Annotated in this window: 26 protein-coding genes; 7 read left to right on the top strand and 19 right to left on the bottom strand. The window is 62.4% G+C overall.

Annotated elements, in window-relative coordinates:
- Nucleotides 1-138: 138 nt before the first annotated feature.
- Nucleotides 139-1563, bottom strand: coding sequence for a sugar porter family MFS transporter (locus ACXMYO_RS14665; RefSeq protein WP_457809259.1), 1425 nt, complete (start codon nucleotides 1561-1563; stop codon nucleotides 139-141).
- Between the two features lie 94 nt (nucleotides 1564-1657).
- A complete protein-coding gene (locus ACXMYO_RS14660) occupies nucleotides 1658-2392 on the bottom strand; it encodes an SDR family NAD(P)-dependent oxidoreductase (RefSeq protein ID WP_457809258.1) in 735 nt (244 codons plus the stop codon).
- Between the two features lie 232 nt (nucleotides 2393-2624).
- Between ACXMYO_RS14660 and ACXMYO_RS14655 the strand changes: the two genes are divergently transcribed.
- On the top strand, nucleotides 2625-3824 hold the full coding sequence (locus ACXMYO_RS14655) for an ROK family transcriptional regulator (RefSeq protein ID WP_457809257.1): 1200 nt from the start codon (nucleotides 2625-2627) through the stop codon (nucleotides 3822-3824).
- Nucleotides 3825-3925: 101 nt separating this feature from the next.
- Here ACXMYO_RS14655 and ppsA read toward each other — a convergent pair whose 3' ends face one another.
- On the bottom strand, nucleotides 3926-6382 hold the full coding sequence (gene ppsA, locus ACXMYO_RS14650) for a phosphoenolpyruvate synthase (protein ID WP_457809256.1): 2457 nt from the start codon (nucleotides 6380-6382) through the stop codon (nucleotides 3926-3928).
- A gap of 459 nt (nucleotides 6383-6841) precedes the next feature.
- Between ppsA and ppsR the strand changes: the two genes are divergently transcribed.
- Entirely contained in the window at nucleotides 6842-7663 is an 822-nt protein-coding gene (ppsR, locus tag ACXMYO_RS14645) for a posphoenolpyruvate synthetase regulatory kinase/phosphorylase PpsR (protein ID WP_457809255.1), read from the top strand.
- A 40-nt stretch (nucleotides 7664-7703) separates the two neighbouring features.
- Here ppsR and ACXMYO_RS14640 read toward each other — a convergent pair whose 3' ends face one another.
- The 6 genes from ACXMYO_RS14640 to ACXMYO_RS14615 all read right to left on the bottom strand — a co-directional run bounded on the left by ACXMYO_RS14640 (nucleotide 7704) and on the right by ACXMYO_RS14615 (nucleotide 12830).
- Nucleotides 7704-8411, bottom strand: a complete 708-nt coding sequence (locus ACXMYO_RS14640) for an HAD family hydrolase (RefSeq protein WP_457809254.1) — start codon at nucleotides 8409-8411, stop codon at nucleotides 7704-7706.
- Entirely contained in the window at nucleotides 8402-8869 is a 468-nt protein-coding gene (locus tag ACXMYO_RS14635; protein ID WP_457809253.1) for a YbaK/prolyl-tRNA synthetase associated domain-containing protein, read from the bottom strand. The genes ACXMYO_RS14640 and ACXMYO_RS14635 overlap by 10 nt, the downstream gene beginning before the upstream one ends.
- A 165-nt stretch (nucleotides 8870-9034) precedes the next feature.
- Entirely contained in the window at nucleotides 9035-10375 is a 1341-nt protein-coding gene (locus tag ACXMYO_RS14630) for a dicarboxylate/amino acid:cation symporter (protein ID WP_457809252.1), read from the bottom strand.
- 231 nt (nucleotides 10376-10606) lie between these two features.
- Complete coding sequence (locus ACXMYO_RS14625) at nucleotides 10607-11008, bottom strand: RidA family protein (protein ID WP_457809251.1); 402 nt, start codon at nucleotides 11006-11008, stop codon at nucleotides 10607-10609.
- A 140-nt stretch (nucleotides 11009-11148) separates the two neighbouring features.
- Entirely contained in the window at nucleotides 11149-12111 is a 963-nt protein-coding gene (locus ACXMYO_RS14620) for a threo-3-hydroxy-L-aspartate ammonia-lyase (protein WP_457809250.1), read from the bottom strand.
- Nucleotides 12112-12200: 89 nt separating this feature from the next.
- Nucleotides 12201-12830 carry a helix-turn-helix transcriptional regulator gene (locus ACXMYO_RS14615; RefSeq protein WP_457809249.1) on the bottom strand — a complete coding sequence of 210 codons (630 nt, stop codon included), beginning with the start codon at nucleotides 12828-12830 and terminating at the stop codon, nucleotides 12201-12203.
- 90 nt (nucleotides 12831-12920) lie between these two features.
- Here ACXMYO_RS14615 and ACXMYO_RS14610 point away from each other — a divergent pair, with 90 nt between their 5' ends.
- Nucleotides 12921-14054, top strand: coding sequence for a DSD1 family PLP-dependent enzyme (locus ACXMYO_RS14610; RefSeq protein WP_457809248.1), 1134 nt, complete (start codon nucleotides 12921-12923; stop codon nucleotides 14052-14054).
- A 33-nt stretch (nucleotides 14055-14087) separates the two neighbouring features.
- A complete protein-coding gene (locus ACXMYO_RS14605) occupies nucleotides 14088-15056 on the top strand; it encodes an asparaginase (protein ID WP_457809247.1) in 969 nt (322 codons plus the stop codon).
- Between the two features lie 63 nt (nucleotides 15057-15119).
- Here ACXMYO_RS14605 and ACXMYO_RS14600 read toward each other — a convergent pair whose 3' ends face one another.
- Nucleotides 15120-16430: a lactonase family protein gene (locus tag ACXMYO_RS14600; protein ID WP_457809246.1), complete on the bottom strand. Its 1311-nt coding sequence runs from the start codon at nucleotides 16428-16430 to the stop codon at nucleotides 15120-15122.
- Between the two features lie 190 nt (nucleotides 16431-16620).
- Between ACXMYO_RS14600 and ACXMYO_RS14595 the strand changes: the two genes are divergently transcribed.
- Nucleotides 16621-17250, top strand: a complete 630-nt coding sequence (locus ACXMYO_RS14595; protein ID WP_457809245.1) for a LysE family translocator — start codon at nucleotides 16621-16623, stop codon at nucleotides 17248-17250.
- On the opposite strand, the gene ACXMYO_RS14590 is transcribed toward ACXMYO_RS14595, so the two are convergent.
- The 8 genes from ACXMYO_RS14590 to ACXMYO_RS14555 form a co-directional block, all read right to left on the bottom strand.
- Nucleotides 17159-18019: an AraC family transcriptional regulator gene (locus tag ACXMYO_RS14590; protein WP_457809244.1), complete on the bottom strand. Its 861-nt coding sequence runs from the start codon at nucleotides 18017-18019 to the stop codon at nucleotides 17159-17161. The two genes, ACXMYO_RS14595 and ACXMYO_RS14590, sit on opposite strands and share 92 nt — an antisense overlap.
- Nucleotides 18020-18051: 32 nt before the next feature.
- Nucleotides 18052-18981, bottom strand: coding sequence for a DNA/RNA non-specific endonuclease (locus ACXMYO_RS14585; protein ID WP_457809243.1), 930 nt, complete (start codon nucleotides 18979-18981; stop codon nucleotides 18052-18054).
- A 48-nt stretch (nucleotides 18982-19029) separates the two neighbouring features.
- Nucleotides 19030-20604: a putative bifunctional diguanylate cyclase/phosphodiesterase gene (locus ACXMYO_RS14580; protein WP_457809242.1), complete on the bottom strand. Its 1575-nt coding sequence runs from the start codon at nucleotides 20602-20604 to the stop codon at nucleotides 19030-19032.
- A 202-nt stretch (nucleotides 20605-20806) separates the two neighbouring features.
- The gene (locus tag ACXMYO_RS14575) at nucleotides 20807-21067 is read right to left on the bottom strand and encodes a hypothetical protein (protein ID WP_438765615.1); all 261 of its coding nucleotides are present in this window, start codon (nucleotides 21065-21067) and stop codon (nucleotides 20807-20809) included.
- A gap of 24 nt (nucleotides 21068-21091) precedes the next feature.
- Nucleotides 21092-21226 (bottom strand): DUF2256 domain-containing protein, encoded by a 135-nt coding sequence (locus ACXMYO_RS14570; RefSeq protein WP_457809241.1) that lies wholly within the window; start codon nucleotides 21224-21226, stop codon nucleotides 21092-21094.
- Nucleotides 21226-21786, bottom strand: coding sequence for a DUF6438 domain-containing protein (locus ACXMYO_RS14565; protein WP_457809240.1), 561 nt, complete (start codon nucleotides 21784-21786; stop codon nucleotides 21226-21228). The genes ACXMYO_RS14570 and ACXMYO_RS14565 overlap by 1 nt, the downstream gene beginning before the upstream one ends.
- 70 nt (nucleotides 21787-21856) lie before the next feature.
- The gene (locus ACXMYO_RS14560) at nucleotides 21857-22441 is read right to left on the bottom strand and encodes a UbiX family flavin prenyltransferase (RefSeq protein ID WP_438765609.1); all 585 of its coding nucleotides are present in this window, start codon (nucleotides 22439-22441) and stop codon (nucleotides 21857-21859) included.
- A 60-nt stretch (nucleotides 22442-22501) separates the two neighbouring features.
- Nucleotides 22502-23470: a ribonuclease Z gene (locus ACXMYO_RS14555; protein ID WP_457809239.1), complete on the bottom strand. Its 969-nt coding sequence runs from the start codon at nucleotides 23468-23470 to the stop codon at nucleotides 22502-22504.
- A gap of 97 nt (nucleotides 23471-23567) precedes the next feature.
- Here ACXMYO_RS14555 and ACXMYO_RS14550 point away from each other — a divergent pair, with 97 nt between their 5' ends.
- Both ACXMYO_RS14550 and ACXMYO_RS14545 read left to right on the top strand, forming a co-directional pair.
- Nucleotides 23568-24011 (top strand): DUF4174 domain-containing protein, encoded by a 444-nt coding sequence (locus ACXMYO_RS14550; RefSeq protein ID WP_438765605.1) that lies wholly within the window; start codon nucleotides 23568-23570, stop codon nucleotides 24009-24011.
- Between the two features lie 36 nt (nucleotides 24012-24047).
- Nucleotides 24048-24998 (top strand): D-2-hydroxyacid dehydrogenase family protein, encoded by a 951-nt coding sequence (locus ACXMYO_RS14545; protein ID WP_457809238.1) that lies wholly within the window; start codon nucleotides 24048-24050, stop codon nucleotides 24996-24998.
- On the opposite strand, the gene ACXMYO_RS14540 is transcribed toward ACXMYO_RS14545, so the two are convergent.
- Nucleotides 24999-25421 (bottom strand): GFA family protein, encoded by a 423-nt coding sequence (locus ACXMYO_RS14540; RefSeq protein WP_438765601.1) that lies wholly within the window; start codon nucleotides 25419-25421, stop codon nucleotides 24999-25001.
- Nucleotides 25422-25527 lie beyond the last annotated feature (106 nt).

The following is a 25527-nucleotide window of genomic DNA, read 5'->3' as shown; positions in this document are numbered from 1 at the left end:
CGGGGCATCTGCGGGGCGACACACTCGATATGAACCCCCCGTATAGCAACGGCGCTGATGTTAAAAACAGATATCAAAAAAATCGCCCGGCACAATGGCCGGGCGACATGATGCAGACATCAAGAATGGATGGCGGTATCACTCATAGGCCATGTCTTCGAGCTCACGACCGCGCGTTTCCCTGACCATCTTGAAGACGAAAAATACCGAGAGCAGCGCAAAGAAGGCGTAGATGCCATAGGCCCCGCCCAGACCGATACCGGCCAGCATGATCGGGAAGGTCATGGTGATGCCGAAGTTGGCCAGCCACTGGAAAAGCCCCGCCACGGCCAGACCCGAACCGCGCATCTGGTTGGGGAACATCTCGCCGAGCATGACCCACATGACCGGCCCCCAGGAGCCGTTGAAGAACATGACGTACACGTTGGCCGCCAGCAGCGCCACGATGCCCATGTTATCGGACAGACGCAGCGAACCGTCGACGATCGCGGCGGTCGAGAAGGCATAGGCCAGAATACCAAGCGTCACCGTCATGCCGACCGAGCCGACCCACAGGATCGGCTTGCGCCCGATCTTGTCGACCATTGCGATGGTGACCAGACAGGCCGCAATACTGACCGCGCCGCTGATGATGTTGATCAACAGTGCATCGCTTTCGGTAAAGCCCACCGACTGCCACAGCACCGCGCCGTAATAGAACACCACGTTGATGCCGACCAGTTGCTGGAACACGGCAAGGCCGATCCCCACCCAGACGATGCGATGGACGCGCCCGGTGGCGCCATTGACCAGATCGGACAGGCCGGGGGTGCGCTCACGGTGCAGGGAGGTACGAATGTCGCTCGCCTTCTGCTCTGCCTCGCTGTTCGGCATCAGGGTCTTGAGAACCTTGAGCGCCTTTTTGCCCTCGCCCTTGCTGATCAGAAAGCGCGGACTTTCCGGAATGCCCAGAAGCGCCAGAAAGAAGATCACGGCCGGCACCAGCTCCATCCAGAACATCCAGCGCCAGGCTTCAAAACCGCCCCAGAACTCGGCGGTCGAGGCACCGGCCACCCGCGCCAGCAGGTAGTTGCTCACAAACGCCATGAACAGACCGGTAATGATGGCGATCTGCTGAATGGTGGCCAGCCGGCCACGAATGGCAGATGGCGCCACCTCGCTGATGTAGGCCGGGGTCATGACGCTCGCCGCGCCCACCGCGATACCGCCAAGGATGCGATAGATCACGAATTCAAACGATCCCTGGGAGACGCCGGAACCCCACGCACTGACGATGAAAAAAAGCGCCGCCACGATCAAAAGCATCCGTCGGCCGAAGCGGTCTGCCAGCCGGCCGGCAAAAAAAGCGCCGCCGGCACAGCCCAGCAGCATCGAAGCCACGTTGAAGCCGGTACCAGCGGCTTCGGAATTGAAAGCGGCCTGCAGGCCATCCACGGTGCCGTTGATGACCCCGCTGTCAAAGCCGAACAAAAAGCCGCCGAGGGCGGCAACGCAGCAGATAACGAACACGTAGAACTGCTGTTTTCGGCCGTCCTCGTCCTGAACCGAAGTCTCTGATTGCATGGCGGTCACTCCTGGGATCTTGTTTTATTGAAACCGGTGTTTTATCGAGCGTTATTGTTTAATAAAGAGTTGACCCCGGCCGGGTCTCGGGTCGTTACAGCCAGCCGGCATCCACCCAGTAGTTGTGCGCCGTACAGCCCCCTGCTGCATCGGAGGCGAGAAAGAGCACCATGGCTGCGACGTGATGCGGGTGCAGGCGCACCTTGAGCTTCTGTTCGGTCACGATCCGCGCCTCATCCTCGGGGGAGTGCCAGCGCGACTGACGCGGGGTTTTCACGTTGCCGGGAATGACGCAGTTAACCCGAATGCCGTTACCACCGAGTTCGGTGGCCAGCGCCCGGGTCAGCCCCTCGATGGCGGCCTTGGCGGTTTCGTAGAGCACCATACCGGGCTCGCCCAGATGCCAGCTGATCGACCCCATGTTGATGATCGAGCCATGGCCCTGCGCCCGCATGCCGGCCGCAACGCCGCGGGCGGCCAGCGCCTGGTGGCGCAGATTGATCGCCATGCGGTCGTCCCAGTATTCGGGCGTGACCTCTTCCAGGGTGTGGCGATCGTCGTTGGCGGCGTTGTTGACCAGTACATCCACCGTGCCGATATCCATGAGCACCTGATCGAGTGCCTTCGGGTCGGTAAGATCGCAGCGGTGAAAGTGCACGTGCGTGCCCAGCGACTCGGCAAGCGCCTCGGCCTCATCGATAATGTCGAGAAAATGCACCTCGGCGCCCTGCTCGGCAAAGGCGTGCACGATGCCTTCACCGATACCGGAACCGCCACCGGTCACGACGATGCGACGGTCTTTCAGATCGGGGTAAATCGGGCGTGTCATGACGTTGCTTCCATCAGTCTTGATTTAATTAAGAGCTCTTACCAGGCAGTGTCTACCTGCCCCCGTGCGACAGCCATTGGACATAGGTCGACGCACGACCATGGTCCAGGCATGTCTTGTCAGGCATCAGGGTGCGTTCAATGATAGAAGAGAGGGGCCATCGATTCTCACCGTCGGATCGGTGGACGTCATCTGCCTGTCTGTTCGCTATCGCCACCCAGGGCCCATCACCATGACCTGCTCGTCAGACCCGCGCCCTGCCGGCGATCTCAACTCTCTGAAACAGCGCAATCGCCTGGCCATTCTTGACGCGCTGCGCCGCCGTCCCAACATGAGCCGCACCGAACTGGCCCGGGAAACCGGACTGACCAAGGTCACCGTGGGCAGTGCCGTGACGACTCTGCTGGACAGCGGCTGGCTCGAGGAGGGCGCGCTTCAGCGCCGGCGCGGTGGCCGCCCGGGGCGTGAGCTGTCCCTGAACGAGCATCATCACCTGCTGCTGGGGGTGGAAGTCGGCGTCGATGAGCTCAGGCTGCTGGCCTGTACCCTGTCCGGCGCCACGCTGGCACAGCGCTGCCTGCCGCGTACCGGCACCACCCCCGAGGACGCTGCCCGTCAGCTGGCCCATGAACTCATGGCCCTGCTGGCAGGTGACGGCCTCGATGCGCGCCGGCTGCTGGGCGTGGGCGTGGCGCTGCCCGGCCCGGTCATGCCGAATGAACCGCTGCTGGGACTGGCGCCCAATCTGGGCTGGCATCGGGTCCGCTTTCTCGACCTGCTGGCGCATCACCTGCCACCGCTGCCGGGGCTCAGGCTGATGGACAACGAGTCCTCGCTGGCCGCCTTTGGCGAGCTCTATTTTGCCCATGACAGGGCGCCTGACTCGCTGCTGTTTGTCAGCGCCGATATCGGCATCGGCAGCGGTCTGGTGGAAAACGCGGCCTCGCCACGCATCATCCGCGGCGTGCACGGTCTGGCCGGCGAAATCGGCCACACCCTGCTCGACCCCGAGGGCACGCTGTGTCACTGCGGCAATTACGGCTGCGCCGAGACGCTGGTCAGCGGCTGGCGCCTGCGTCAGCAGCTTGGCATTGGTGACGACGCTGATCTGGCCACCGCCGTGGCGGCCCTGCCCGCCGAACGTACCGCCCCGGTGCTTGCCCGCGCCGGGCGGGCGCTTGGCATGCTGCTGCACAATCTGCACCACACGCTCAATCCGGCCGAGATCGTGATCGGCGGCACGCTGACCGCGCTTGGTCCGGCCTTCTTGACGCCGGCGCTGACAGCCTTTGAACGCACCCAGCGCCGACTGCTGCCGGAGGCGGCGCTGATCATCCCGCGCGTGCTGACGCAAAGCCGCCTGACGCCGGCGCGCGGTGCAGCGGCGCTGGTCATGGCCACGGTACTGACCACCTTCGATGCACCGCGTTAAACCTTGCCGATGAAGGAGGCCCGTCAGACATGAAAAAACCGTCCGACCCTTGCGGGCCGGACGGTCGATGACGTCATGCATCATCCTGCGTGCTGATCGATTTACTTGTTGATCAGTGACGCCGGTGTGTCGTTGCCGGTCTGGCTTGCGCCACCGTTGCCCTGTTCACCTAGCGCGATCCAGGTATTGATCACCGTGTCCGGGTTGAGCGACAGGCTGTCGATGCCCTCGCTCATCAGCCAGGCGGCAAAGTCCGGGTGATCCGACGGGCCCTGCCCGCAGATGCCGACGTACTTGCCCTGACGCTTGGCGGCGCGAATGGCCATCGACAGCAGCGCCAGGACGGCCTCGTTGCGCTCGTCGAACTGTTCGGAGACGGTACCCGAGTCACGGTCCAGCCCCAGGGTGAGCTGGGTCATGTCGTTGGAGCCGATCGAGAAGCCATCGAAGTACTCAAGGAACTGATCGGCCAGCAGCGCGTTGGAGGGCAGCTCGCACATCATGATGACCTTGAGGCCGTTCTCACCGCGCTTGAGACCCTGAGTTTCCAGCGTCTCGATCACGGCGCTGGCGTCTTTCAGCGTGCGCACGAACGGAATCATGATCTCGACGTTTTCAAGCCCCATCACGTCACGCACCCGCTTGACCGCCTGACACTCCAGCGCGAAGCAGTCACGGAAGTCCGGCGAGACGTAGCGACCGGCACCGCGGAAGCCCAGCATCGGGTTTTCCTCGTGCGGCTCGTACTGCTCACCGCCCACCAGGTTGGCGTATTCGTTGGTCTTGAAGTCCGACAGGCGCACGATCACCCGCTTGGGCCAGAAAGCCGCGGCAAGCGTCGCCATCCCTTCGGTCAGACGAGCCACGTAGAACTCGACCGGATCACTGTAGCCGGCAATACGGCTCTTGATTTCGGCCTGAAGCGCCGGCGTCTGGCGATCAAACTCCAGCAGCGCGCGCGGGTGGATGCCGATCATGCGGTTGATGATGAACTCCAGCCGCGCCAGACCCACGCCCTCGTTGGGCAGCGTGGCAAAGTCAAAGGCGCGGTCGGGGTTACCGACGTTCATCATCAGCTTGAGCGGCAGCTCCGGCAGATCATCGATGGCGGCGCTTTTGATCTCGAACTCCAGCTCGCCGTCGTAGATGTAGCCGGTATCGCCTTCGGCACACGACACGGTGACATGTGAAGTCGAGGTCAGACGCTCGGTGGCATCGCCACAGCCGACCACCGCCGGGATGCCCAGTTCACGGGCGATGATCGCCGCATGGCAGGTGCGTCCGCCGCGGTTGGTCACAATCGCCGCGGCACGCTTCATGATCGGCTCCCAGTCCGGGTCGGTCATGTCGGTAACCAGCACGTCGCCGGGGGAAACTTCGTGCATCTGGCTGATATCGGCAATGATCTTGACCGGACCGGCGCCTATGCGCTGGCCGATGGCACGACCTTCGGCGATCACCGGACCGCGGGACTTGAGCTGGTAGCGCTCCATCACCTGCTTGCGTGAACGTACGGTTTCCGGACGCGCCTGCACGATCAAAAGCTCGCCGGTGTGGCCGTCCTTGGCCCACTCGATGTCCATCGGGCGGCCGTAGTGCTCCTCGATCAGCATGGCCTGGCGGGCCAGCGCCTCGATCTCGTCGTCACTCAAACAGAACCGATCCTGATCCGCGGCATCAACCGGCTCGATGCGCACCTGCTTGCCGTGGGCGCGATCGTCGGCGTAGACCATGCGCTCGGCCTTGGTGCCCATGCTGCGACGCACCACCGACGGGCGATTGGCAGCGAGGCCGGGCTTGTGAACGTAGTACTCGTCCGGATTGACGGCGCCCTGCACCACCATCTCGCCCAGCCCCCAGGCGGCGGTGATGAACACGACCTGATCAAAGCCGGATTCGGTGTCGATGGTGAACATGACGCCCGAGGTGGCCAGATCCGAGCGCACCATGCGCTGGACGCCGGCCGACAGCGCCACGCCCTTGTGGTCGTAGCCCTGATGCACGCGGTAGGAGATGGCGCGGTCGTTGAACAGCGAGGCAAACACGTGATGGATCGCCTCACGCACGGCGTCCAGCCCCTGCACGTTGAGAAAGGTTTCCTGCTGACCGGCAAAGGAGGCATCCGGCATGTCTTCGGCGGTGGCCGAGGACCGCACGGCAAAGGAGGCCTCCGGGTTGTCCCCGGCCAGCTTCTCGTAGGCCGTGGCAATGGCGTTATCGAGCTCGGCAGTAAAGGGTGTGTCGATGACCCACTGGCGAATGCGTGTCCCGGCGGCCGACAGCGCCTGCGTATCGTCGATATCGGTCTCGTCGAGCAGGGCATGAATGCGATCATCCAGACCGCTTTGTTCCAGAAAGCGCCGCCATGCATCGGCGGTGGTCGCAAAGCCGTTGGGCACCTGAACCCCCAGGCTGGCCAGATGGCTGATCATCTCGCCCAGCGAGGCGTTTTTGCCTCCAACACGATTGACGTCGTGCATACCGACCTGGTCATACCAGAGCACATTCAGGTCAGCGTCATTGGGGCGATTGTCATCTGTCACCATGCGATCACTCATTCTCGTCTCTCCCGGCAATCCTTTAGCCACCAGAACCCGAAGGAACCGGCAGTGCCCTACCCAAAAGTAAACAACGTAAAAAAACGTCGCTCAGGGCGTGTCAATTCATCGCACGACCGAATGGAAACGACGTCTTTTAAAGCCTTTCTGTCATGTGACAGTCGAGCAGAGCGTAATCATTTTCTTCGGCCTGCCATAGCCCTGATGACAGGTTTTAAGGCCAGGAGCATTTTGAAAGACTACTACAAGCCATTAGCTTAAAGTATTAAATGATGACTATAGGCCATTGAAATATAAACAATATATAACGAAAAAAGCGGCACAAAAAACCACTACACGTTTTGTAGTGCATGCGCAAATTTGACAAATAAGGTCGCAATGGAACTGCACCATTTTGACCGTTACCGTGGTTTAATGCCTGATAAACCGTGTCTTTTTATGCCGGGAAGAGAGACCCTTATGCCAAAAACAGTGTTTTATATTTCCGATGGCACGGCCATTACCATGGAAGTGCTGGGTCACGCCGTTCTTTCCCAGTTTGATACGGAATTTACCCAGCGCACCTGGCCGTTTGTCGACACCCGGGAGCGCGCTAACGAGATCCGTGAGCGCATCGACCGAATCTTTGCCGAGACCGGCGAGCGCGCCATCGTCTTTTACTCGATCGTCAGCGACGACATCCGCCAGATCATTTTGTCGAGTCATGGCTTTTGCCACGATGTGATCGAATCCGTCATCGCCCCGCTCAGTGAAGAGCTCCAGATGGCGCCGCACCCGACGCTGCACCGCACCCACGGCCTCAATCAGCGCAACGTGGCGCGTTATGACGAGCGCATCGCGGCGATCGACTACGCGCTGGCCCACGACGACGGCCTGTCGCTGCGCCATCTCGAACAGGCGCAGGTGATTCTGATCGGCGTGTCGCGCTGCGGCAAAACGCCCACCAGCCTTTATCTGGCCATGCAGTTCGGCCTGCGGGTGGCCAACTACCCCTTCATTGCCGATGACATGGACCGCCTGGCGCTGCCGCCAGCGCTTCGAGAGCAGCGCGGCAAGCTGTTCGGACTGACCATCAACGCCGACCGGCTCGCCGCCATTCGCAACGAGCGGCGCACGGCCAGCACCTACGCCTCCCTGAGACAGTGCCGGCTGGAGCTCTCGGAAGTCGAGGCGCTGTATCGGCGGCTGCGCATCCCCTATCTGGACACCACCAACTACTCGGTCGAGGAGATCGCTACCCGTTTGATGGACACGCTGGGTATCGACCGGCGCATTTTCTAGCCAAGACATCGTGTGGACAGGCGTGCGCGGCAGGGCTGCCTCATGCTTCAAGCAGCCCACACAGATCGTGCAGATGATTGAGGGTCAGCCAAAACCCGCCAGCGCCTTGCGGGCCAGTCGGCTCAGCGTCGGGCGCCGTACGCACCAGCCAGGCGGCCTTTAGCCCTGCTGACAGAGCGCCCTGCACATCCAGCTGCCAGTCGTCTCCTATATGCAGTGCCTGCGCCGGGACGACCTGCAGGACATCGGCAGCGATTTCGAACATTCGCGGGTCCGGCTTGGCGATACCAAGGTCTGCTGAAAAAAGCGCGCCCCTGAAAAAGTGGCGAAGGCCGATCATGTCCAGATCGGCATTACCGTTTGAAATGGCCACGATGGGATAGCGATGGCTCAGCCATTCAAGCGCCGGCAGGGCATCTTCAAACAACGTGACCTGCTGACGCGCGGCATAAAACACCGCATAGGCCCGTTCACTTAGCGCCGGATCTTCACCGGCCAGACGCAGCACCTCATGAATCGATGCTTTTCTAAGCTGTGCCGGTGTGTCGACAAGATCGGGCCTGAGCATGGCCATGCGCTGTCGATACTGTTGCAGTGACGCAGGCTCTGCCAGCACTGCCGTCGTCAGCGGTGCGTGCTGCAAAAGCCAGTGATAAAGCGCGGCTTCAGCGCCGCGTACTGCCGCATCGAAATCCCAGAGCGTATCGTCCAGATCCAGCGACAGGGCAGCCACGTCGTTCAGATACAAAGGCTTCGAATCTCTGGTTGGGCAATGCGCAGATAATCTTCGCTGCTTAAAACGATCGAGCGATCAAGCCGGCCGGCGTTGAAGGCGATCTCGTCATGTGCCTCGACAAGCGCCGGGTCGGCCAGCAATCGAATCCGCGATGAAAATACGAAGGGGGGAACGGCGCCGACGACACAGCCGGTCTCGGTCATGACGTCCTCGGCGCTGGCAAGCGTCGCCTTTTTGATGCCGACAGCGTCAGCCACCTGTCGAAAATCCAGCTTCCTGTTGCCCGGCAGCACGGCCAGCATAAAAAACTCATCATCGTGCCGGCTTTTACACAGCATCGCTTTGGCACCCTGCGATTCGGTAGTACCGCGGATACGGGCCACGTCCTGCGACCGTCCTTCGGCAGAATGCTCAATGATACGAAAGCGTGCATCGTGCGTCTTCAACAGCTGCACAAGCTGATCAAACATGGGTAAAACTCCCGGGTAGACCCAACGTCACCGGCCGGGGACAGCGATATCTCGCTGCCCCCGGCCGGTCCTTTCGAACACCTTTCTGATCGTCTTGACTTCATACAGCGCTCACCTGCCGCCGATGATGTTATGTCGTTATGGAATCGAACAGGGAGAACTCTGTCAGGACAGGGGGCGATCGCTAGCCGGTCCGGCATCAGGGGACGTTTCGCCGGCCTTGAGCACGTGAGGCGTATCGAAAAGCGTCTGATCAAGCTCGCCTTCGCTGCGCGCCACAACGCACGTTACCGCGCTGTCGCCGACCACATTCAAGCCAGTGCGGACCATATCGAGGATGCGGTCAATACCGGCAATGATGGCAATACCTTCCAGCGGCAGTCCTACTGATGTCAGGACCAGAGACAGCATGATCAACCCGGCACCAGGGACACCGGCGGTGCCAATGGAGGCAAGTGTTGAGGTCAGGACAATGGTCACATACTGGCTGGTCGTTAGATCAACGCCATAGGCCTGCGCGATGAAGACCACGCAGATGCCCTGATAAAGGGCCGTGCCGTCCATGTTGATGGTGGCGCCCAGCGGCAGCACAAAACTCGAGACCCGACGTGACACGCCCAGATTGTGCTCGGCCGACATCATCGTGACCGGCAGCGTTCCCGAGCTGGAGGTGCTGGTAAAGGCCACCAGGGCCGGCTCGATGGTCCCCTGAAAAAAGCGAATGGGATTAAGGCGAGCGAGGAACTTGATCATCGCGCCGTAGACGATCAGGGCATGGAGAATACAGGCGAGATAGACCAGCCCGATGACACCGGCCAGGGGCGCCAGTACATCCATGCCATAGGTGCCGGCCACCCAGACCATCAGAGCGAAAACCCCATAGGGCGCAAAGGCAATAATGATCGAGGTCAGCTTGTACATGACCTCGGCGGCGGCATCGAAAAAGGTCTTGATCGGTTTTGCGACCTCGCCCGCCATGACGATGGCGATGCCCAGCAGCATGGCAAAGACAATGATCTGAAGCACGTTGGCCGTCGCAAAGGCCTCGACCGGATTGGTCGGTACCAGCCCCAGGATGGTATCGGCAATCGAAGGCGCATCCTTGGGCTGGACGGCTTCAGCCGTACCAATATCAACCCCCACACCTGGCTTGAAAAGCACCGCCAGCGCCAGGCCGATCGAGATGGCAATGGCGGTAGTGCCCAGGTACAGAACAAACGTTTTCACGCCGAGACGACCCATGGTCGTCAGGTCCTGCAATGAGGCAACGCCTGAGACCAGCGTGATAAAGATCAGCGGGACGATCAGCATCTTGATCCCGCGAATAAACAGATCTCCGACCGGTTTTACAGCGGCAGCAATTTCGGCATTACCGGTCAGGTTAAGCGCAATCCCCAGGACCAGCCCCAGCGTCAGCGCAATGAATATCTGCTTCCACAGCGCCATGTCGAGCCAGACCCTCAAGGGATTGCGTCGGGCAGATGAATGAACGGTATTTCTTGTCATTGTACGTCTCCTGTTTCCCGCTGTTTGCGGTTTTCAGATACAACGTCCTACCGGGGCGGCGCCCCCGCAAAGGCAGGAGCGCCAGGGTCGGGCCTTTAATGCCCGAGGCGACACCGTCATGTCTCACGCGAGACATGACGTACTGCCAGGCAGTGATCAGAAAGCATTTTTGGATGACGGGGCCGGGCGCATACCCGTTGCGGGCGTCTGAAGGCTGGCCCGGGCTCTGGATCAGAGCAGCGCGACGGCCTCGACCTCAACGCCAAAGCCAAAGTGCAGCTGGGCCACCCCGGCGACGGCTCGAGCCGGACGATGCTCTCCCAGCCACTCGGCGTAGATGTCGTTGAACGCCGGCCAGTTGTTGATATCGGTGACGTAGATGCGCACCTGCATCAGGTTTTTCCTGTCAACACCAGCGCAGGCCAGGCAGGCATCGATATTGTCCAGTACCTGGCGTGCCTGTTCCTCAAAAGAGGCATCGCTCAGGTGCGTACCATCCGGCTTGATGGGAAGCTGGCCGGAGATAAAGACCTGGCCGACGCCCATGCAGATATGGGAATAGTGTCCACCGGGGCGGGAAATCTCCGAGCTGTTTTCACAGCGGATATCAGCATGATGAGCGGTTTGAGTCATGGGGATGGTCCTTTTATTGAGGTACAAGGAGTCCTTGCCCCGCAACCATGAAAGGTTGAAGGGCGCGAACCAAATCGGATATAAGCGGCCCGGCCATGGGCCACTCAAGGAGCTGTGGTCAAAAAACCATGGTCAAAAAACTACGGGGTCAGCAGACTGGCAAAGCGTGCCATGTCGACGTTGCCGCCGCTGATGATCACGCCGATACGCTTGCCCTTGAGCTCGGCTTTCATCTGGCGCGCTGCGGCAAACCCGAGACAACCGGTGGGTTCGACCACCATCTTCATGCGCTCGGCCATGAAGGCCATGCACTCGACAAGTTCGGCATCCGAGGCGGTCAGAATGTCGTCGACATCGCGCTGGATGATCGGAAAGGTCACCTTCCCCAGATACTGGGTCTGTGCGCCATCGGCAATGGTTTTGGGCGTGTCGATGTGAACGATCTGCCCTGAGCGAAACGACTGCTGCCCGTCGTTGCCCGCCTCGGGCTCAACACCATAGATTTTGCAGTCCGGCGCCATGGCTCTGGCCGCCAGCGCACAGCCCGACAGCAGGCCACCGCCACCCAGACACACGAACAGGGCATCCAGCTCGCCGACGTCTTCAAAAAGCTCCATGGCAGCCGTGCCCTGGCCTGCCAGAACATCCGGGTGATCATAAGAAGGGATCAGGGTCATGCCATGCTTCTCGGCGAGATCGCGGCCGATCTGCTCCCGGTCCTCGGTGTAGCGGTCATACCTCACCACGTTACCGCCATAGCCCTCGGTGGCGGCGACCTTGGCGGCTGGCGCGTCCTGAGGCATGACGATCGTGGCCGGAATGTCCAGAATCCTGGCCGAAAGGGCAATGGCCTGAGCGTGGTTGCCGGAGGAGAACGCCACGACCCCGGCGCGCTTTTGCTCGGCACTGAATTTCGACAGCGCATTGAAGGCACCACGAAACTTGAAGGCGCCCACACGCTGAAAGTTCTCGCATTTAAAAAATACCTGCGCGCCCATGGCCTCATCGACGGTGCGCGAGGTCATCACCGGCGTGCGGTGGGCGTGGCCCTTGATACGTTCGGATGCGGCGACCACATCGTCAAAGGTGGGAAGCTGGTTCATGGGACTCCTCTCTCGGCCTGTCAGCCGGATCAAACGATTCGATATCCGCATCAATTGCGGATGCTTCTGAAATTTTTCAGCGCCGGGAGCTACTTCGCATAGCCGTAGACCGAGGCACGAGACACGCCCAGATGGCCGGCGACAATCTCCATCGCCCGGCGCACTTCCAGCAGGCCGGCCGACTTCAACTCCTTGACCAGCACCCGTCGATCTTCTGCCTTGAGTGCCCGCGGCGTGGTGGCCATGCTCGCGGCGAACTGATCGATGCGCGTCCGGATGGCGTCGGCCCCCATCGGGTCGAGCGTCTCCTGCGCAGGAGCGGCGCCGGGCAGGTCAACAAAATGATTCAGCATGCCCTGAAAGCCCTGAAACACGCTGAGATCGATGTTCATGCACAGCGCGGCAATGTAGCGACCGTCGGAATCCTTGATGCCGATCGAAGTGCTCTTGACCTGACGCCCATCCGAGAAGCTGTTGGCATAGTTGGCAATGATCTGCTCGACATCGGCGCTTTGAATGCGGGCCAGCCCCAGCTCGGTGGCCGGGCTACCGACCTCACGCCCCGAGAGGTTGTTATGGATGGCCAGTACGGCATGTGACGGGTCCAGCAGGTCATGGACCACCACCTCACAAAACGGGGCGAAGGTTCTGGCAATGCCCTCTGCCGTCTGCTTGAGCTGTTCAAGCAGCAGTCGCTGCTCCGGGGTTCGCTGGGTCATGCAAATGCTACCATCGTCGTTTTTGACAGACTGTTCAATTCTGGACACTATGTCAACACACCTTGTCTTCTACTTTGATCGAGTACGCTCATGGCCACCCTGCATGCTCTTGAGACGCCCGCCGCACTGATTGACATCCAACGCCTGCAGCGCAATATCGAGCGCATGCAGGCACGCATGGACACACTCGGCGTACGCTTTCGTCCGCACGTCAAGACCGCCAAATGCCCGAACGTGACGCAGGCGCAGATCGCCGCCGGCGCCCGCGGCATTACGGTGTCGACCCTCAAGGAAGCCGAGCAGTTTTTTGAATCCGGCATCACCGACATTCTTTACGCCGTGGGCATCTCGATCGACAAGCTCCCGCGCGCGCGCGCGCTGCTGGAGAAGGGCTGCGATTTGAAGCTCATCGTGGATAATATCGATACCGCCCGCGCCATCGGTGAGTTCGAGAAGGTCCACGATGCCACCTTCGAGGTATGGATCGAGATCGATACCGACGGGCATCGCAGCGGCATCAAGCCTGATGAAGACGTCCTTCTTGAGATCGCCCACGAGCTTCAGGACAGCGGCATGACCATGGGCGGCGTCATGACCCACGCTGGCTCCAGCTATGACTACCACACCCCGGAGGCCCTGCGCTCGATTGCCGAGCAGGAGCGCGTCGGTGCCGTCAGGGCAGCGCAGAGGCTACGCGAGGCCGGGCTTCCCTGCCCGGTGGTCAGCGTGGGCTCCACCCCCACGGCCCTGAGTGCCGAACATCTTGAGGGCGTGACAGAGATGCGCGCCGGCGTGTATGCGCTGTTTGATCTGGTCATGCACAACGTAGGCGTGTGCACACTCGATGACATCGCGCTGAGCGTGCTCACCACCGTGATCGGTCATCAGGAGGAAAAGGGCTGGGCCATCGTCGATGCCGGCTGGATGGCGATGAGTCGTGATCGCGGCACGCAGAAGCAGACGCATGATTTCGGTTTTGGTCAGGTCTGTACCGAAGACGGCACGGTGCTTGAGGGTTACATCCTGAGCGGTGCCAACCAGGAACACGGCATCCTGTCTCACGTTGGCGAGACCGATCACGATATCAGGAATCGTTTTCCCATCGGCACGCGTCTGCGTATTCTGCCCAACCACGCGTGTGCCACCGGGGCACAGCATCCGCATTACGCCGCTCTGACGTCCGACGACAGCGTCGATATCTGGCCGCGTTTTTACGGCTGGTAATATTTCATGACCCGCCATCAGGGAGCAGCTTTCATGACACACCCCTCATCGACAGGATCACGTCGCCTTGTCGTGCTCGGCACCGGCGGCACCATTGCCGGCTCTTCCTCCGAGATCGGCGCCAATCTTGGCTATACCTCCGGAACGGTCGCAGTCGAAGACCTGCTTGGCGGTATAGAGGCGCCGGATGGCGTGACCCTGCAGGCCGAGCAGATCGCCCAGCTCGACAGCAAGGACATGGATGTCGCGACCTGGTGTGCCCTGCGCAAGCGCTGCGACTACTGGCTGGGCCAGGAGGACATCGCGGGCGTGGTCATCACCCACGGCACGGACACGATCGAGGAGACGGCGTTTTTGCTGCATTCGGTGCTGCCCTCAACCAAACCCGTGGTGCTGACCTGCGCCATGCGCCCGGCCACCGCCCGCATGCCGGACGGCCCGCAGAATCTGCGTGACGCGCTGGTCGTTGCGGCAACATCTGAGGCAACGGGTGTGACGGTGGTCTGCGCCGGGGAGATCCACGGCGCGCTCGACGTGCGCAAGGACCACCCCTATCGGCTGAATGCCTTCAGCTCTGGCGATGCCGGCCCGATCGGCTACGTAGAGGAAGGGGCGGTACGCCAGCTGCGCTCCTGGCCGCGCCCGGAGAGCAGCGATCAGAACGCCCTGCCGGATGCCAGGCACTGGCCCCGCGTCGAGATCGTGCTCAGCCACGCCGGTGCCAGCGGCGCACTGATCGATACGCTGGTGCGGGAACGTCAAAGCGGCGCCTCTGAGCCGGTCGCGGGCATCGTACTGGGCGCCACGGGCAACGCCAGCCTTCATCGTGACCTTGAGCAGGCGGCACTTCGGGCTCAGGCTGCCGGGATCGAGGTGCGCGTAGCGGCGCGCTGCAACGAGGGGCGACTATTGCCAACCCCCGATGCCGCCTTCCCGATCATGGCGGCACTCTCACCGGTCAAGGCCAGGATCGCGCTGATGCTGGCGCTGTGTCGCGACTGACACGGAGGGGCGCCGTTGACCGCAACGGCGCCTTTTGAGCGTTAACCTGTCATTGACCTTCGATCAGCCGCTGACAGCGTTGAAAGCAAAATCAACCGGCACCGGCGAATCGATCGTATGCACCGGGCCCTCAAGCTTGCCGCTGTCGTTTTGAATGCGAAACACGTTGATGGTGTCGCTGTTCTGATTGCCGACATAGAGAAAGCGGCCCGTGGGGTCCAGATTCATGCCGCGCGGAATCTCGCCGCCGCTGGAAACCCAGCCGGTACTGGTCAACTGCCCGCTGTCATCGTTCACGGCAAACATGGCGATGCTGTTCATGCCACGGTTGGTGGCGTAGAGAAAGCGCCCCTGCGGATGGATGCGCAGCTCGGCGGTGGTGTTGCTGCCGGTGGGCACTTCACTGGGGTTGTCGGGATTGAACACCGGACGACCGAACTCGCTGTCGGCCGGCAGAGTGGAAAGCGACCGAGTCTGGATGAAGCTGCCGCGCTCGGGGTAGAAATCGAAGACATCCACCGTGGAAGACAGCTCGTTGAGCATGTAGGCCCAGGGTTTTTGCGGATGAAAGACCATGTGCCGACAGCCGCTGCCCGAGGCCACGTTGGCGTAGGGCACCGATCCCGGTGAGAGCTTGCCGCTGGCCTCATCCAGCGTGAACGCCAGCAGCCGGTCCGCGCCCAGATCAATCCCGAAGACGTGATGTCCATCCGGCCCGGTGATCATCATGTGGGCATGCGCCCCTTCCTGGCGCACACCGTCCGGGCCCAGCCCGTTGGGCGGTGACTCGAACAGATCGCTCATCTCACCGATCTCGCCGTTGTCCCCCAGCGCAAAGACCGAGAAGCTGCCGGTGCCGTAGTTGGCGGCAAACAGATAGCGCCCGGAAGGGTGCACCGAGCAGTGACAGGTCCATGTGCCTCCGGTGGGTCGGGTATTGATAAAGGCAAGCTCGCCGCTGGCCGGATCAATGCGATAGGCGCTCACCCGCCCCTGCGGTTTGCCCTCGGCATCCGGCCCGAGCTCGTTGACGCTGTAGAGATGGCGACGATCCGGCGACAGGGCCAGAAAGGAGGGATTGTCGGCTTCCATGGTCTGTACCGGCGTCAGCCCACCCGTGGCCGGATCCATGCGAAAGACGTAAATGCCGCGGGCCTTGCTGGGGGCCACACCGCCTGGGGCCGTATTGGGACCGGTATAGGTACCAACGTAGACATATTGCGCGCCGTTCGAACCGGAAGCGGCCAGCGCACTGGAAGTCGAAAGCATCGGATAAAGGGCCATGGCGCCGGCGGCCATTCCCATCACCTTGAGAAGTCGGCGACGAACCTCGTCGACCCATACGCGGTCTGCACCGCCTGATTGCCCGTTCATGCCATGCCCCTTCAGGAGAAAACAAGTCTCAAGCATTGGCCTTCCCGCCTGAACCGACAATCCAGACCTTGGTGGCGCCCCGGGCATCTTCAGGCGAGCCTGGCGATCCCGGCCGACAGACAATATTGTTCAATACATCACCTCCGGCGCACGGTAGGTTTCAGCCCTCACTCACGCCGGAGGCTCTGCCTTGTCCCCTGCCCTGCTGCTCTCCATGGCCGCCTTTGCGCTGGCCGCCTCGCTTACCCCCGGCCCGGTCAACATCGTGGCGCTGAGCGCCGGACTCAATCACGGCTTCAGACGAAGTCTGCGCCATATCACGGGTGCCAGCGTCGGCTTCACTCTGCTGCTGGTGCTGGTCGGGCTGGGGCTTCAGTCGCTGTTTCAGCACGTGCCTCTGGCCGGTGTGATGCTGCGCTGGGCAGGTGTGGCCTTTCTACTCTATATGGCCGTGGCGCTGGTCATGGCCGATGGCCGGGAAGCGGCCAGCGCACCAGTCGCGGCGCCTTCGTTTTATCAGGGCGCGCTGATGCAGTGGCTTAACCCCAAGGCGTGGGTGGCCTCTGCCGCCGCCGTCAGTGCCTATACCCGGGATGGCGTTCAGATGGCGGCGCTGGCCGTCATTTTTTTCATCCTCTGCTATGCCAGTATCAGTGTCTGGGCGGCCATGGGGCACTGGCTGGGGGCGCGCCTGACCCGGCCGCACCACCTGCGCCTTCTCAATCGGGTCATGGCGGCGCTGCTGGTGGCCAGTGCGCTGGCCATGGCGCTGATGCCGAGCGGCGGTACTGCGCCGGTGTCGCCGCCGTCACCCGCTTGAAGGTGCGCTGGAAATGCGCCTGATCGGCAAAGCGACAGGCCAGCGCCGTCTCGGCGATGCCTTCACCGCGTCCGAGGGCGCGCTGGCCGCAGCGAATCCGACAATCGATCAAAAAGGCGTGGGGCGTGATGCCATAGTCGCGTCGAAAGCCGCGAATCAGGGTAAATCGCGAGCATCCAACGGCGTGGGCCACCTGCTCGAGACTCAGAGGCGAGAGACAGTGCTCGCGCATGAACGCCGCGGCGCGCGCCGTGATCGCGGGCTCGTTCACCTCGCGGCGTGGCACCGTTCCCAGCACCTCAAGGGCCTGCTCGATCACGGGCTCGATGTCCCGGGGCGCCTGCGAGCCGTCCGAGTCAAACAGTCGAACGGCCAGAGCCGAGAGCGATTGATAAAGCCCGACATCGCGACTGACGCGCCGGGCCAGCGGTTGAAAGCCCCCCTGGCCGCCGCGCTGGCGCGTTGCCAGCCACTGCGGGTCGATATAGAGCATGAGATAGGACCAGGGGGTGTCATCGCGGGGGTTACAGGCGTGCACCTCGCCCGGGTTCATCGCCACAATGCTGCCCTTCGACACGGCCGCAACGTGTTCGCGCCCGTCATGGCAGTATTCGTAGTGACTGTGTCCTTCCAGCACGGCGCCCAGTGACAGGGTGTCATGGCTGTGGCGGGCATAGCACACCGACCGGGCGTCACGGGTCAGACGCGCTTCAAGCCACGGCAGGCCCGAGTGGCGCCAGAACCGCATGTCATGGCAGGTACGTGTCATCCGTGTTCATCCGCTCGCTGATCCAGTGTCCGTTATACCCGGATATCTTCCGGCCCGCGTATCTCGGCCTCGATACGCACGCCGGTCATGCGCTCCTCGTTGGAGAAGCCATCAAAGTCGCCCAGATCACCAAAATCCAGTCCGGTCAGCGCCTCGATGCGCGCGATGCTGCGCTGATACGTGCGGTACTGGCCGAACATGAAACCGAGCTGATCGAGCCCGTCGCCCTGTTCGATCATGTAGGCCGTCGCCGAGGGCCGACCGTCTTCCCCCATGAAAGCGACCACCTTCCAGTAGGCCTCGGGGATCTGAATGCCCCGGTACACGCGATCGTCCGAATCAAGCACCGGCCCGGAGAAGACCGTGATGCGCTGACGATCGGCGCGGGCGTTATCCAGCAGGTAGTTTTCAAGGCCCAGCCAGGTCTGCTGGTTAAACCCGGCCAGCTGCGGCGTGGCATTGGTGAAATAAAAGGTGTCGTCGTTGGCGATCGAGGCGTTTTCGCCCCAGTTGGGTGCGGTACGACGCACCAGATGGCCGCGATCGAGCGGATTGCGGCTGTAGAGATCGGGGCCGGCCTGCAGGTCGCGATCGATGCGCGGGTCATACCGCCAGTGATCACTGCCGCGGGGCACACTGACCAGCGCACTGCCGTCGATATTGACGGCGGTAAACAGGGCAAGCCGCCGGCTGCGCGACATCACCAGCGAAAAATGGGTGTAATCCAGGCGGCCATCCTCGCGCCCGGGCACCGGGGTCACGTCCTCGGCGAGCGCGTCCGTCGGCACGGGCAGCGCCACCGGCATGTCGGCCAGAAAGTCGGGGGTGTAGCCGTCACGCTCGGCCAGCTCGGCTACCGTGGCGGCGCGGGCGCCAGGCGACCCGCCCAGGGCGGTGGCGGCGGGCTCGACCAGACGGCGCATGTCGCGAAGACCGGGGCGATCATCCTTCAGGGCAGTCATGGGCCTCTCCTTGCAGGGAATGTCTCAAAGCCTGGCAGAGATGGACGCTCAGGGGTTGACGGTTTCATGAACCCGGGAGACAAGATGGTCGTACAGGGCGTTGGTAGGCATCGGCCGGCCGAACAGATACCCCTGCCCAAGGTGGCAACCCTGCTGTGCCAGACGCTCGGCGAGGCGCTCCTCCTCGATACCCTCGGCCACGACCGCCATGCCCAGTGAACGGCCCATGGCGATGATCAAACGGACCAGATTGTCCTGACGGATCTCTTCGGCATCAAAAAAGGAGCGATCGATCTTGATCTTGTCGATATCCAGTCGGGCCAGGTGATAAAGCCCCGAATAGCCGGTCCCGAAGTCATCCAGCGACACGTGCACGCCCATCCCGTGCAGTCGGTTCAGGTTTTGCTGCACGATGTCGAGGCGTTCGATCAGCACGTTTTCGGTAATCTCGACTTCAAGACGATCGGCCGGAAACGCATGCGCCTCAAGCAGTGCGGCTATCTGCGCCGTAAAGCTTTGATCTTCCAGATAGGAGGCCGTGATATTGACCGCAAGAAAGCGCGCGCCGGGCCATTGGCGACTGTCATGCATCGCGGTGTCGAGCAGATGGCGTGTCATTTCCGGCATCAGCCCCAGGGTTTCGATCAGCGGGATAAACTCATCGGGCGGGACCAGACCACGCTCGGGATGCTGCCAGCGGGCCAGAATCTCGACGCCTACCGTCTCTCGGTTCGAAAGGGACACGACCGGCTGGTAAAAGGGTACGATCTCGCCCTGATCCAGCGCCTGGCGCAGGCGCTGCGCGCGCTGGAGATCCTCCTGCTGCGCCTGTGACAAACAGCTTTCCTGCAGCCGTATCCGCTCGCCCCTGCTTCGAGCGTCGTGCATCGCGTCATAGGCCGCGGCGAGCAGCTGATCGGCCGAGGTGGCATGCAGTGGCGCAATGGCAATGCCGATGGTGGCTTCCAGCGTCACGCGCCCACTACCGCAGACCAGCGGCTGTTGCACCTGACGCTGGAGCGACTGTGCCTGGTCAAGAATATCGCGCGGACTCAGAGCCCCGGTCAGCGCCACCACGAACTCGTCGCCCCCCAGCCGCCCCAGCAACGGGTCTCCCACGGCCCGGACACGGTTCAGCCTGCTGGCCATGCGGCGCAGGGCGTAGTCTCCGGCGGTGTTGCCGTAGGCATTGTTGATGCTCTGAAAGGCGTTGATATCAATGACCAGCAGTGCCGTCTGTTCCAGCAGCGGGCTCAGCCGGGCGTGCAGCCGGGTCATGAAATAATGCCGGTTCATCAGGCCCGTCAGCCCATCGTGCTGGGCCAGATGGTTGCTGCGCGCACGCGCGGCCAGCAGCTGGCGATAGCGATGGCGCAGTCGCCAGATCAGTCGCAGGCACAGACAACCCGGCACGATCATGGCGATCGCGGCAAAGCCGGTGCAGGTCAGAATGAAGCGCCAGCGCGAGGCGGTATCAAAATCCGGCGGCGGACCCCAGTCCAGAAGCCGAAAGGCCTGCGCCTCCAGCCAGAACTCCCAGATCACGGCGATCAGAAAGAGGGTGACAAGCGTGGCCGTAAAGAGCGCAAGCCCCTGGCGCAGGAGATAACCTTTGGTTCGCATGAGAAGAAGTACCAGAGCGGCGGGCGCTGACTGACAGCGTTCGTTTAAGTAATTTCTAATACCTTGACAGGCATATCGGCCGTTACTCTAATCTTCTCAAGTCTGCGTTGACACCTTCGGACGGTAATTCAGTGGCCCTTCAATATGGGCGCAGGACCTGCGCTCGGATTATCCGGCGCAGGTTCGATGGGGAGGGAAGCCATCAGGCTCTGGAGAGCCGATCGATTCGGCCACGCATGCGCTCGCGCAGTGAGGGGGCAGCGAGGCGGTGGAGATCGTGTGGAGTACAGCGAAGCACCCGGCCGTGCATCCTGACCAGACAGTCGCTGCCGTCAACGCGCACTGGATGAATGTCGCGCTGTACCAGCCTTTCCATTTCCCGTGATGTCAGACCCAGCATGAGCGTTGCTCCGTGACCGTGGATGGCATCTTTCAAACGCAGCATGGCAAGTCTGGATGTCATCGCGATGACACCCCGGTCACAGTGTCATGACTTCGAGCGCCGACAGCGCTCGGAGCAGTAGATCACGCTGTCCCAGTTGCGCGCCCACTTCTTGCGCCAGGTAAACGGGCGATTACACACCGGGCAGGTCTTGGTCGGCAGGTCGGACTTCTTTCGCATCAGTTTGCAGGCGCCGTGACCGCGTTGGACGTCGAGGGCGTACCGATCCAGCTCGAAATGCCGAGCCGGTCGGGAATGGCCTCATCGAGCAGACGCGTCAGCGCCAGGGCGCTTGCCGAGCGGCAGCCGCCGTCATGCAAAAGCCTTGCCTGGCGCCCGTCGTGGCCGGTCCAGGTGACGGTGTACTGTGACATGTCCGTGATGCGTGCACCGCAGCCGGTGGATTCACGCTGCTGGTTCATGACCGGCTGCCAGGGGGCGAGTGTGCGCTGAAGCTGCGTTAGCGCCTGCTCGCCGTTCTGGCGGGCCTGCCGACCGTAGACCTGTGTGTGCTGCCGACCGATGAAGCTGGTGGTGCCGTCGGCGCGCACTTCGACGGAGTAGACCGGGCAAAAGCCGTGGCAGGGGCCGACATCGTAGCGAATGCTGGTCAGCGCACCGGCGGCGGGTGTGGCCTGTGCGGCGCTTCGCTGCGATGTCTGGGTGTGATCACCGCCGGCGCAGCCCGCCAGCAGCAACACGGCGCCCGCCAGCAGACCGAATGGAAGAAACGATGTCATGAACGACTCCCTGTAGATCGGGTGATGGGCGCCGCGCGCGCGGACCTGTTCCAAGCGTAGACCGTCGCATTCAGCCCCTGCCCGGCGGATGGAGATTTTCTCCCCAGCGCGGCATGCCGTCGATTTCGATATCAAACAGGTCGAGCGCACGTGCCACGCTGTGATCGACCATCTCCTCGAGCGTGGCCGGCCGGGCGTAGAAGGCCGGCACCGGCGGAAACAGGATGGCACCCATTTCGGTCAGGGCCGTCATGGTGCGCAGATGCCCCAGATGCAGCGGCGTTTCCCGCAGCATCAGCACCAGCCGACGGCGCTCCTTGAGCACCACATCGGCGGCGCGCGAGACGAGATTGGTCGTCGTACCGGCAGCGATCTCGGACATGGTCTTGACCGAGCAGGGCGCCACCAGCATGCCCAGCGTTTTAAAGGAGCCGGAGGCCAGTGAGGCACCGATATCGCCCACCGGATGGACCTCATCGGCCAGCGCAAAAAGCTGCTCGCGACTGATGCCGGTCTCGTAGCGCCGGGTCAGCTCGGCGGATTTGGACACGACCAGATGGGTCTCGATATCCAGCGGCCTGAGCAGTTCCAGGGCGCGAGCGCCGTAGACAAAGCCGGTCGCACCGGTAATGGCAATGATCAGACGGCGGGTCATCCGGGCTCCCTGAAGGTCATGAAAAAGGCGCGTGAGTGCCTATTGTAGCCGGGCCCGGCGTCATTCACATCGCTGCAGCGTGTGCTCGCGCGACAGCGTGTACACGGCCAGATCCTCGGCCAGCATCAGCGTGCCGGTAAAATGCGCACGCGCTTCGTGCTCGATCTCGTTGATATGATGCGCCCCGCCGGGTCGGCTGGCGTAGCGCGGGCTGAAATGCGTCAGTACCAGCGCCCCCAACCCGGCGCGCTGGGCAAAGGCGGCAATGCGCGCGGCGCTGCTGTGGCCATTGTCCGTACCCAGATGCCTGACCACCGCCTCGGTGTAGGTGGCTTCATGGACCAGCACGTGGGCGCCCTGACACAACCCGGCAAGAAGGTCGGGCGTGTCGTTGTCGCCGGCCACCACCAGCCGCCGCGGGGTGCGCGCGGCCAGATGATAGTCGCCACCGCTCAGGCGCCGCCCTTGCTCATCGATGACCGTCTCGCCGCGCTGGAGCCGGCCCCAGACCGGGCCGGGCGCAACGCCCTCCGCCTTTAGCCGGTCGACGTCGAGCGCCGCCTCGACGTGGCGCTCCTCAAACGCGTAGGCGTAGCACTCGATGCCATGGGAGAGCCGGGTCGCACGCACGGTCGCGTCACTGAGCGCCAGCCGGGTATCGATCAGGGTGGCGGCATCGATATGAATCAGCTCAAAGCCGAGGTGCAACCCGGTGCTCGCCCTGACCGCCTCAAGATAGTCGCGCACCGCCGGTGGCCCCACGATAGTCATCGCAGCCCGACGCCCGGCCATCGAGGCGCTGGCCAGAAGCCCCGGCAGGCCGTAGCAGTGATCGCCGTGGACATGGGTGATCAGCACGGCCTCAAGACGCGCCACGCTCAGGGGCGTGTGCATCAATTGATACTGGGTGCCTTCACCGCAGTCGATGAGTATCCAGCGTCGCTGCCCGTCAAAGGAAAGCGCCTGTGCGCTGACGTGGCGGGTTCGGGTCGGCATGCCGGCCGAGGTGCCCAGAAAGCGCAGCTGCATGAGAAACCTCTCGGTATTAAGCAGGGTGTGGTGATGATCATCATGTCAAAGGCTATGCTGGGAAAGCATGAAAGACAGTCTGACCAGGGAGCAGATCATGAAACACTGGCTCATACCGGCGCTTTTGGCCGCCGGATTGACAGGCGGCGGCGCACAGGCCGGCGAGAGCAACCCGGCCGCCAACCCGCTGCTGGCCGACAAGTGGCAGTCGCGACCGCTGATCATGGTGACGCCAAGCGCCGACAACAGCGACTACGAGCGCATGCGAGGCATTATCGAGACGCAGCGCGACGCCTTCAACGACCGGGAGATGGTGCTCTACACCGTCGAGGGGGGCAACGCCATGAAGGAGGGCCAGGCCCTGACGCAGGCCGAAACCGGCGCGCTGCTGTCATCATTGGGCCTTTCGGCGCAGGGGCCGCTGACCACGGTGCTTGTCGGCAAGGATGGCGGCAAAAAGGTCGAACAACAGGGCTTTGTCGACCCGCGCCAGCTCTTCGACACAGTCGATAACATGCCGATGCGCCGCGCGCGTCAGTAGACCGTCACCAGATAGCAACCGCCGGGAGGGCCACCCATGCGCTGCGCCATTGTCGATGACTATCAGCACGCGGCCCTTGCCATGGCCGACTGGTCACGCCTTGAAGGGCGCGTGGCGATCACGGTCTTTCACGACCATCTCGATGAGGAAGATGCGCTGGTCGAGCGGCTTTCTCCCTTCGACGTCATTGTCATCATGCGCGAGCGCACGCCCTTTTCGGCCTCGCTGCTGGCACGCCTGCCCCATCTGACTCTTTTGATTACCCCGGGGATGCGCAATGCGGCCATCGATCTGGAGGCAGCGCACGAGCAGGGCATCACGGTATGCGGCACCGACAGCCACCCGGCGCCACCGGCGGAGCTTGCCTGGGCACTGATACTGGGGCTGGCCCGCCATATTGCCACGGAACAGCATCACCTCATCACCAGTGGGCCGTGGCAGAGCACGGTGGGCATGACGCTGGCCGGACGTACGCTGGGCATTGTGGGGCTGGGGAAGATCGGCATGCGCATGGCGCGCATCGCCCGGGCCTTCGATATGGAGGTGCTGGCCTGGAGTGAAAACCTGACCCCGGCGCGCTGCGCCGAGGCCGGCGTGACGCTTGCCGAGTCGAAACGAGTGCTGCTGAGCGAAAGCGATATCGTCTCGATCCATCTGGTGCTGAGCGAACGCACTCGTCATCTGATCGATCGACAGGCGCTGTCGTGGATGTCACCCGCCGCGCTTTTGATCAACACCTCGCGCGCGGCCATCGTTGATCAGAGCGCACTGATCGAGGCGCTCGAGGCAGGGCAAATCGCCGGTGCGGGGCTGGATGTCTTCGAGCAGGAACCCCTGCCGTTTGATCACCCCCTGCGCCGGCTGCCCAATGTGCTGGCCACCCCGCATATCGGCTATGTCAGCGACACCAACTACCGCACCTGGTTTGGCCAGGCGATCGAGAACATCGAGGCCTGGCTTGCGGGGACGCCGATCCGACGGCTGTAACTACCCCTCGCGCGGGACAAGGTCACTGCCCACATCCTGCGAGTAGCGCCGTGTTTCGTTGGCGAAGTTGTAGAAGCCGGGCTTGTCCTTGATGTAGATCTCTTCGGTCATGACCATGCAGGACTGGTCGTCAAAGGTGCCGGCCGTGAATGCATAGCTGCTGTCAGGGGTATGGCGAAAATAGAGCTGGCTGCCGCAGCGCAGGCAAAAGCCGCGCTCGCCCTGCTCGGAGGAGTGATAGATGCCCACGGGCGAGGCCTCGTCAAAGACCGGCGCACCGTCACAGACCACCCCCAGCATGGGGCCGCCCGTCGCCTTGCGGCACAGCGAACAGTGGCAGACATGCACCTCGCCACCATGACGCACCGTAAACCGCACCTGGCCGCACAGGCAGCCACCTGCCCTTTCCGTGATATCCGTCATGCCTGTCTCCCTTCAGTGATGATCGATGACCCAGCTCGGGCCCTGCTACCCTGCTTCTACGCTCTCAAGGCATCAAGTGCCATGGCCGATAAGCAGTATATAAGGA

The sequence above is a fragment of the Kushneria sp. EE4 genome (assembly GCF_977968315.1).
Note: the sequence above shows the minus strand (reverse complement) of the source record. Positions and strands in the feature narration are given on the sequence as shown.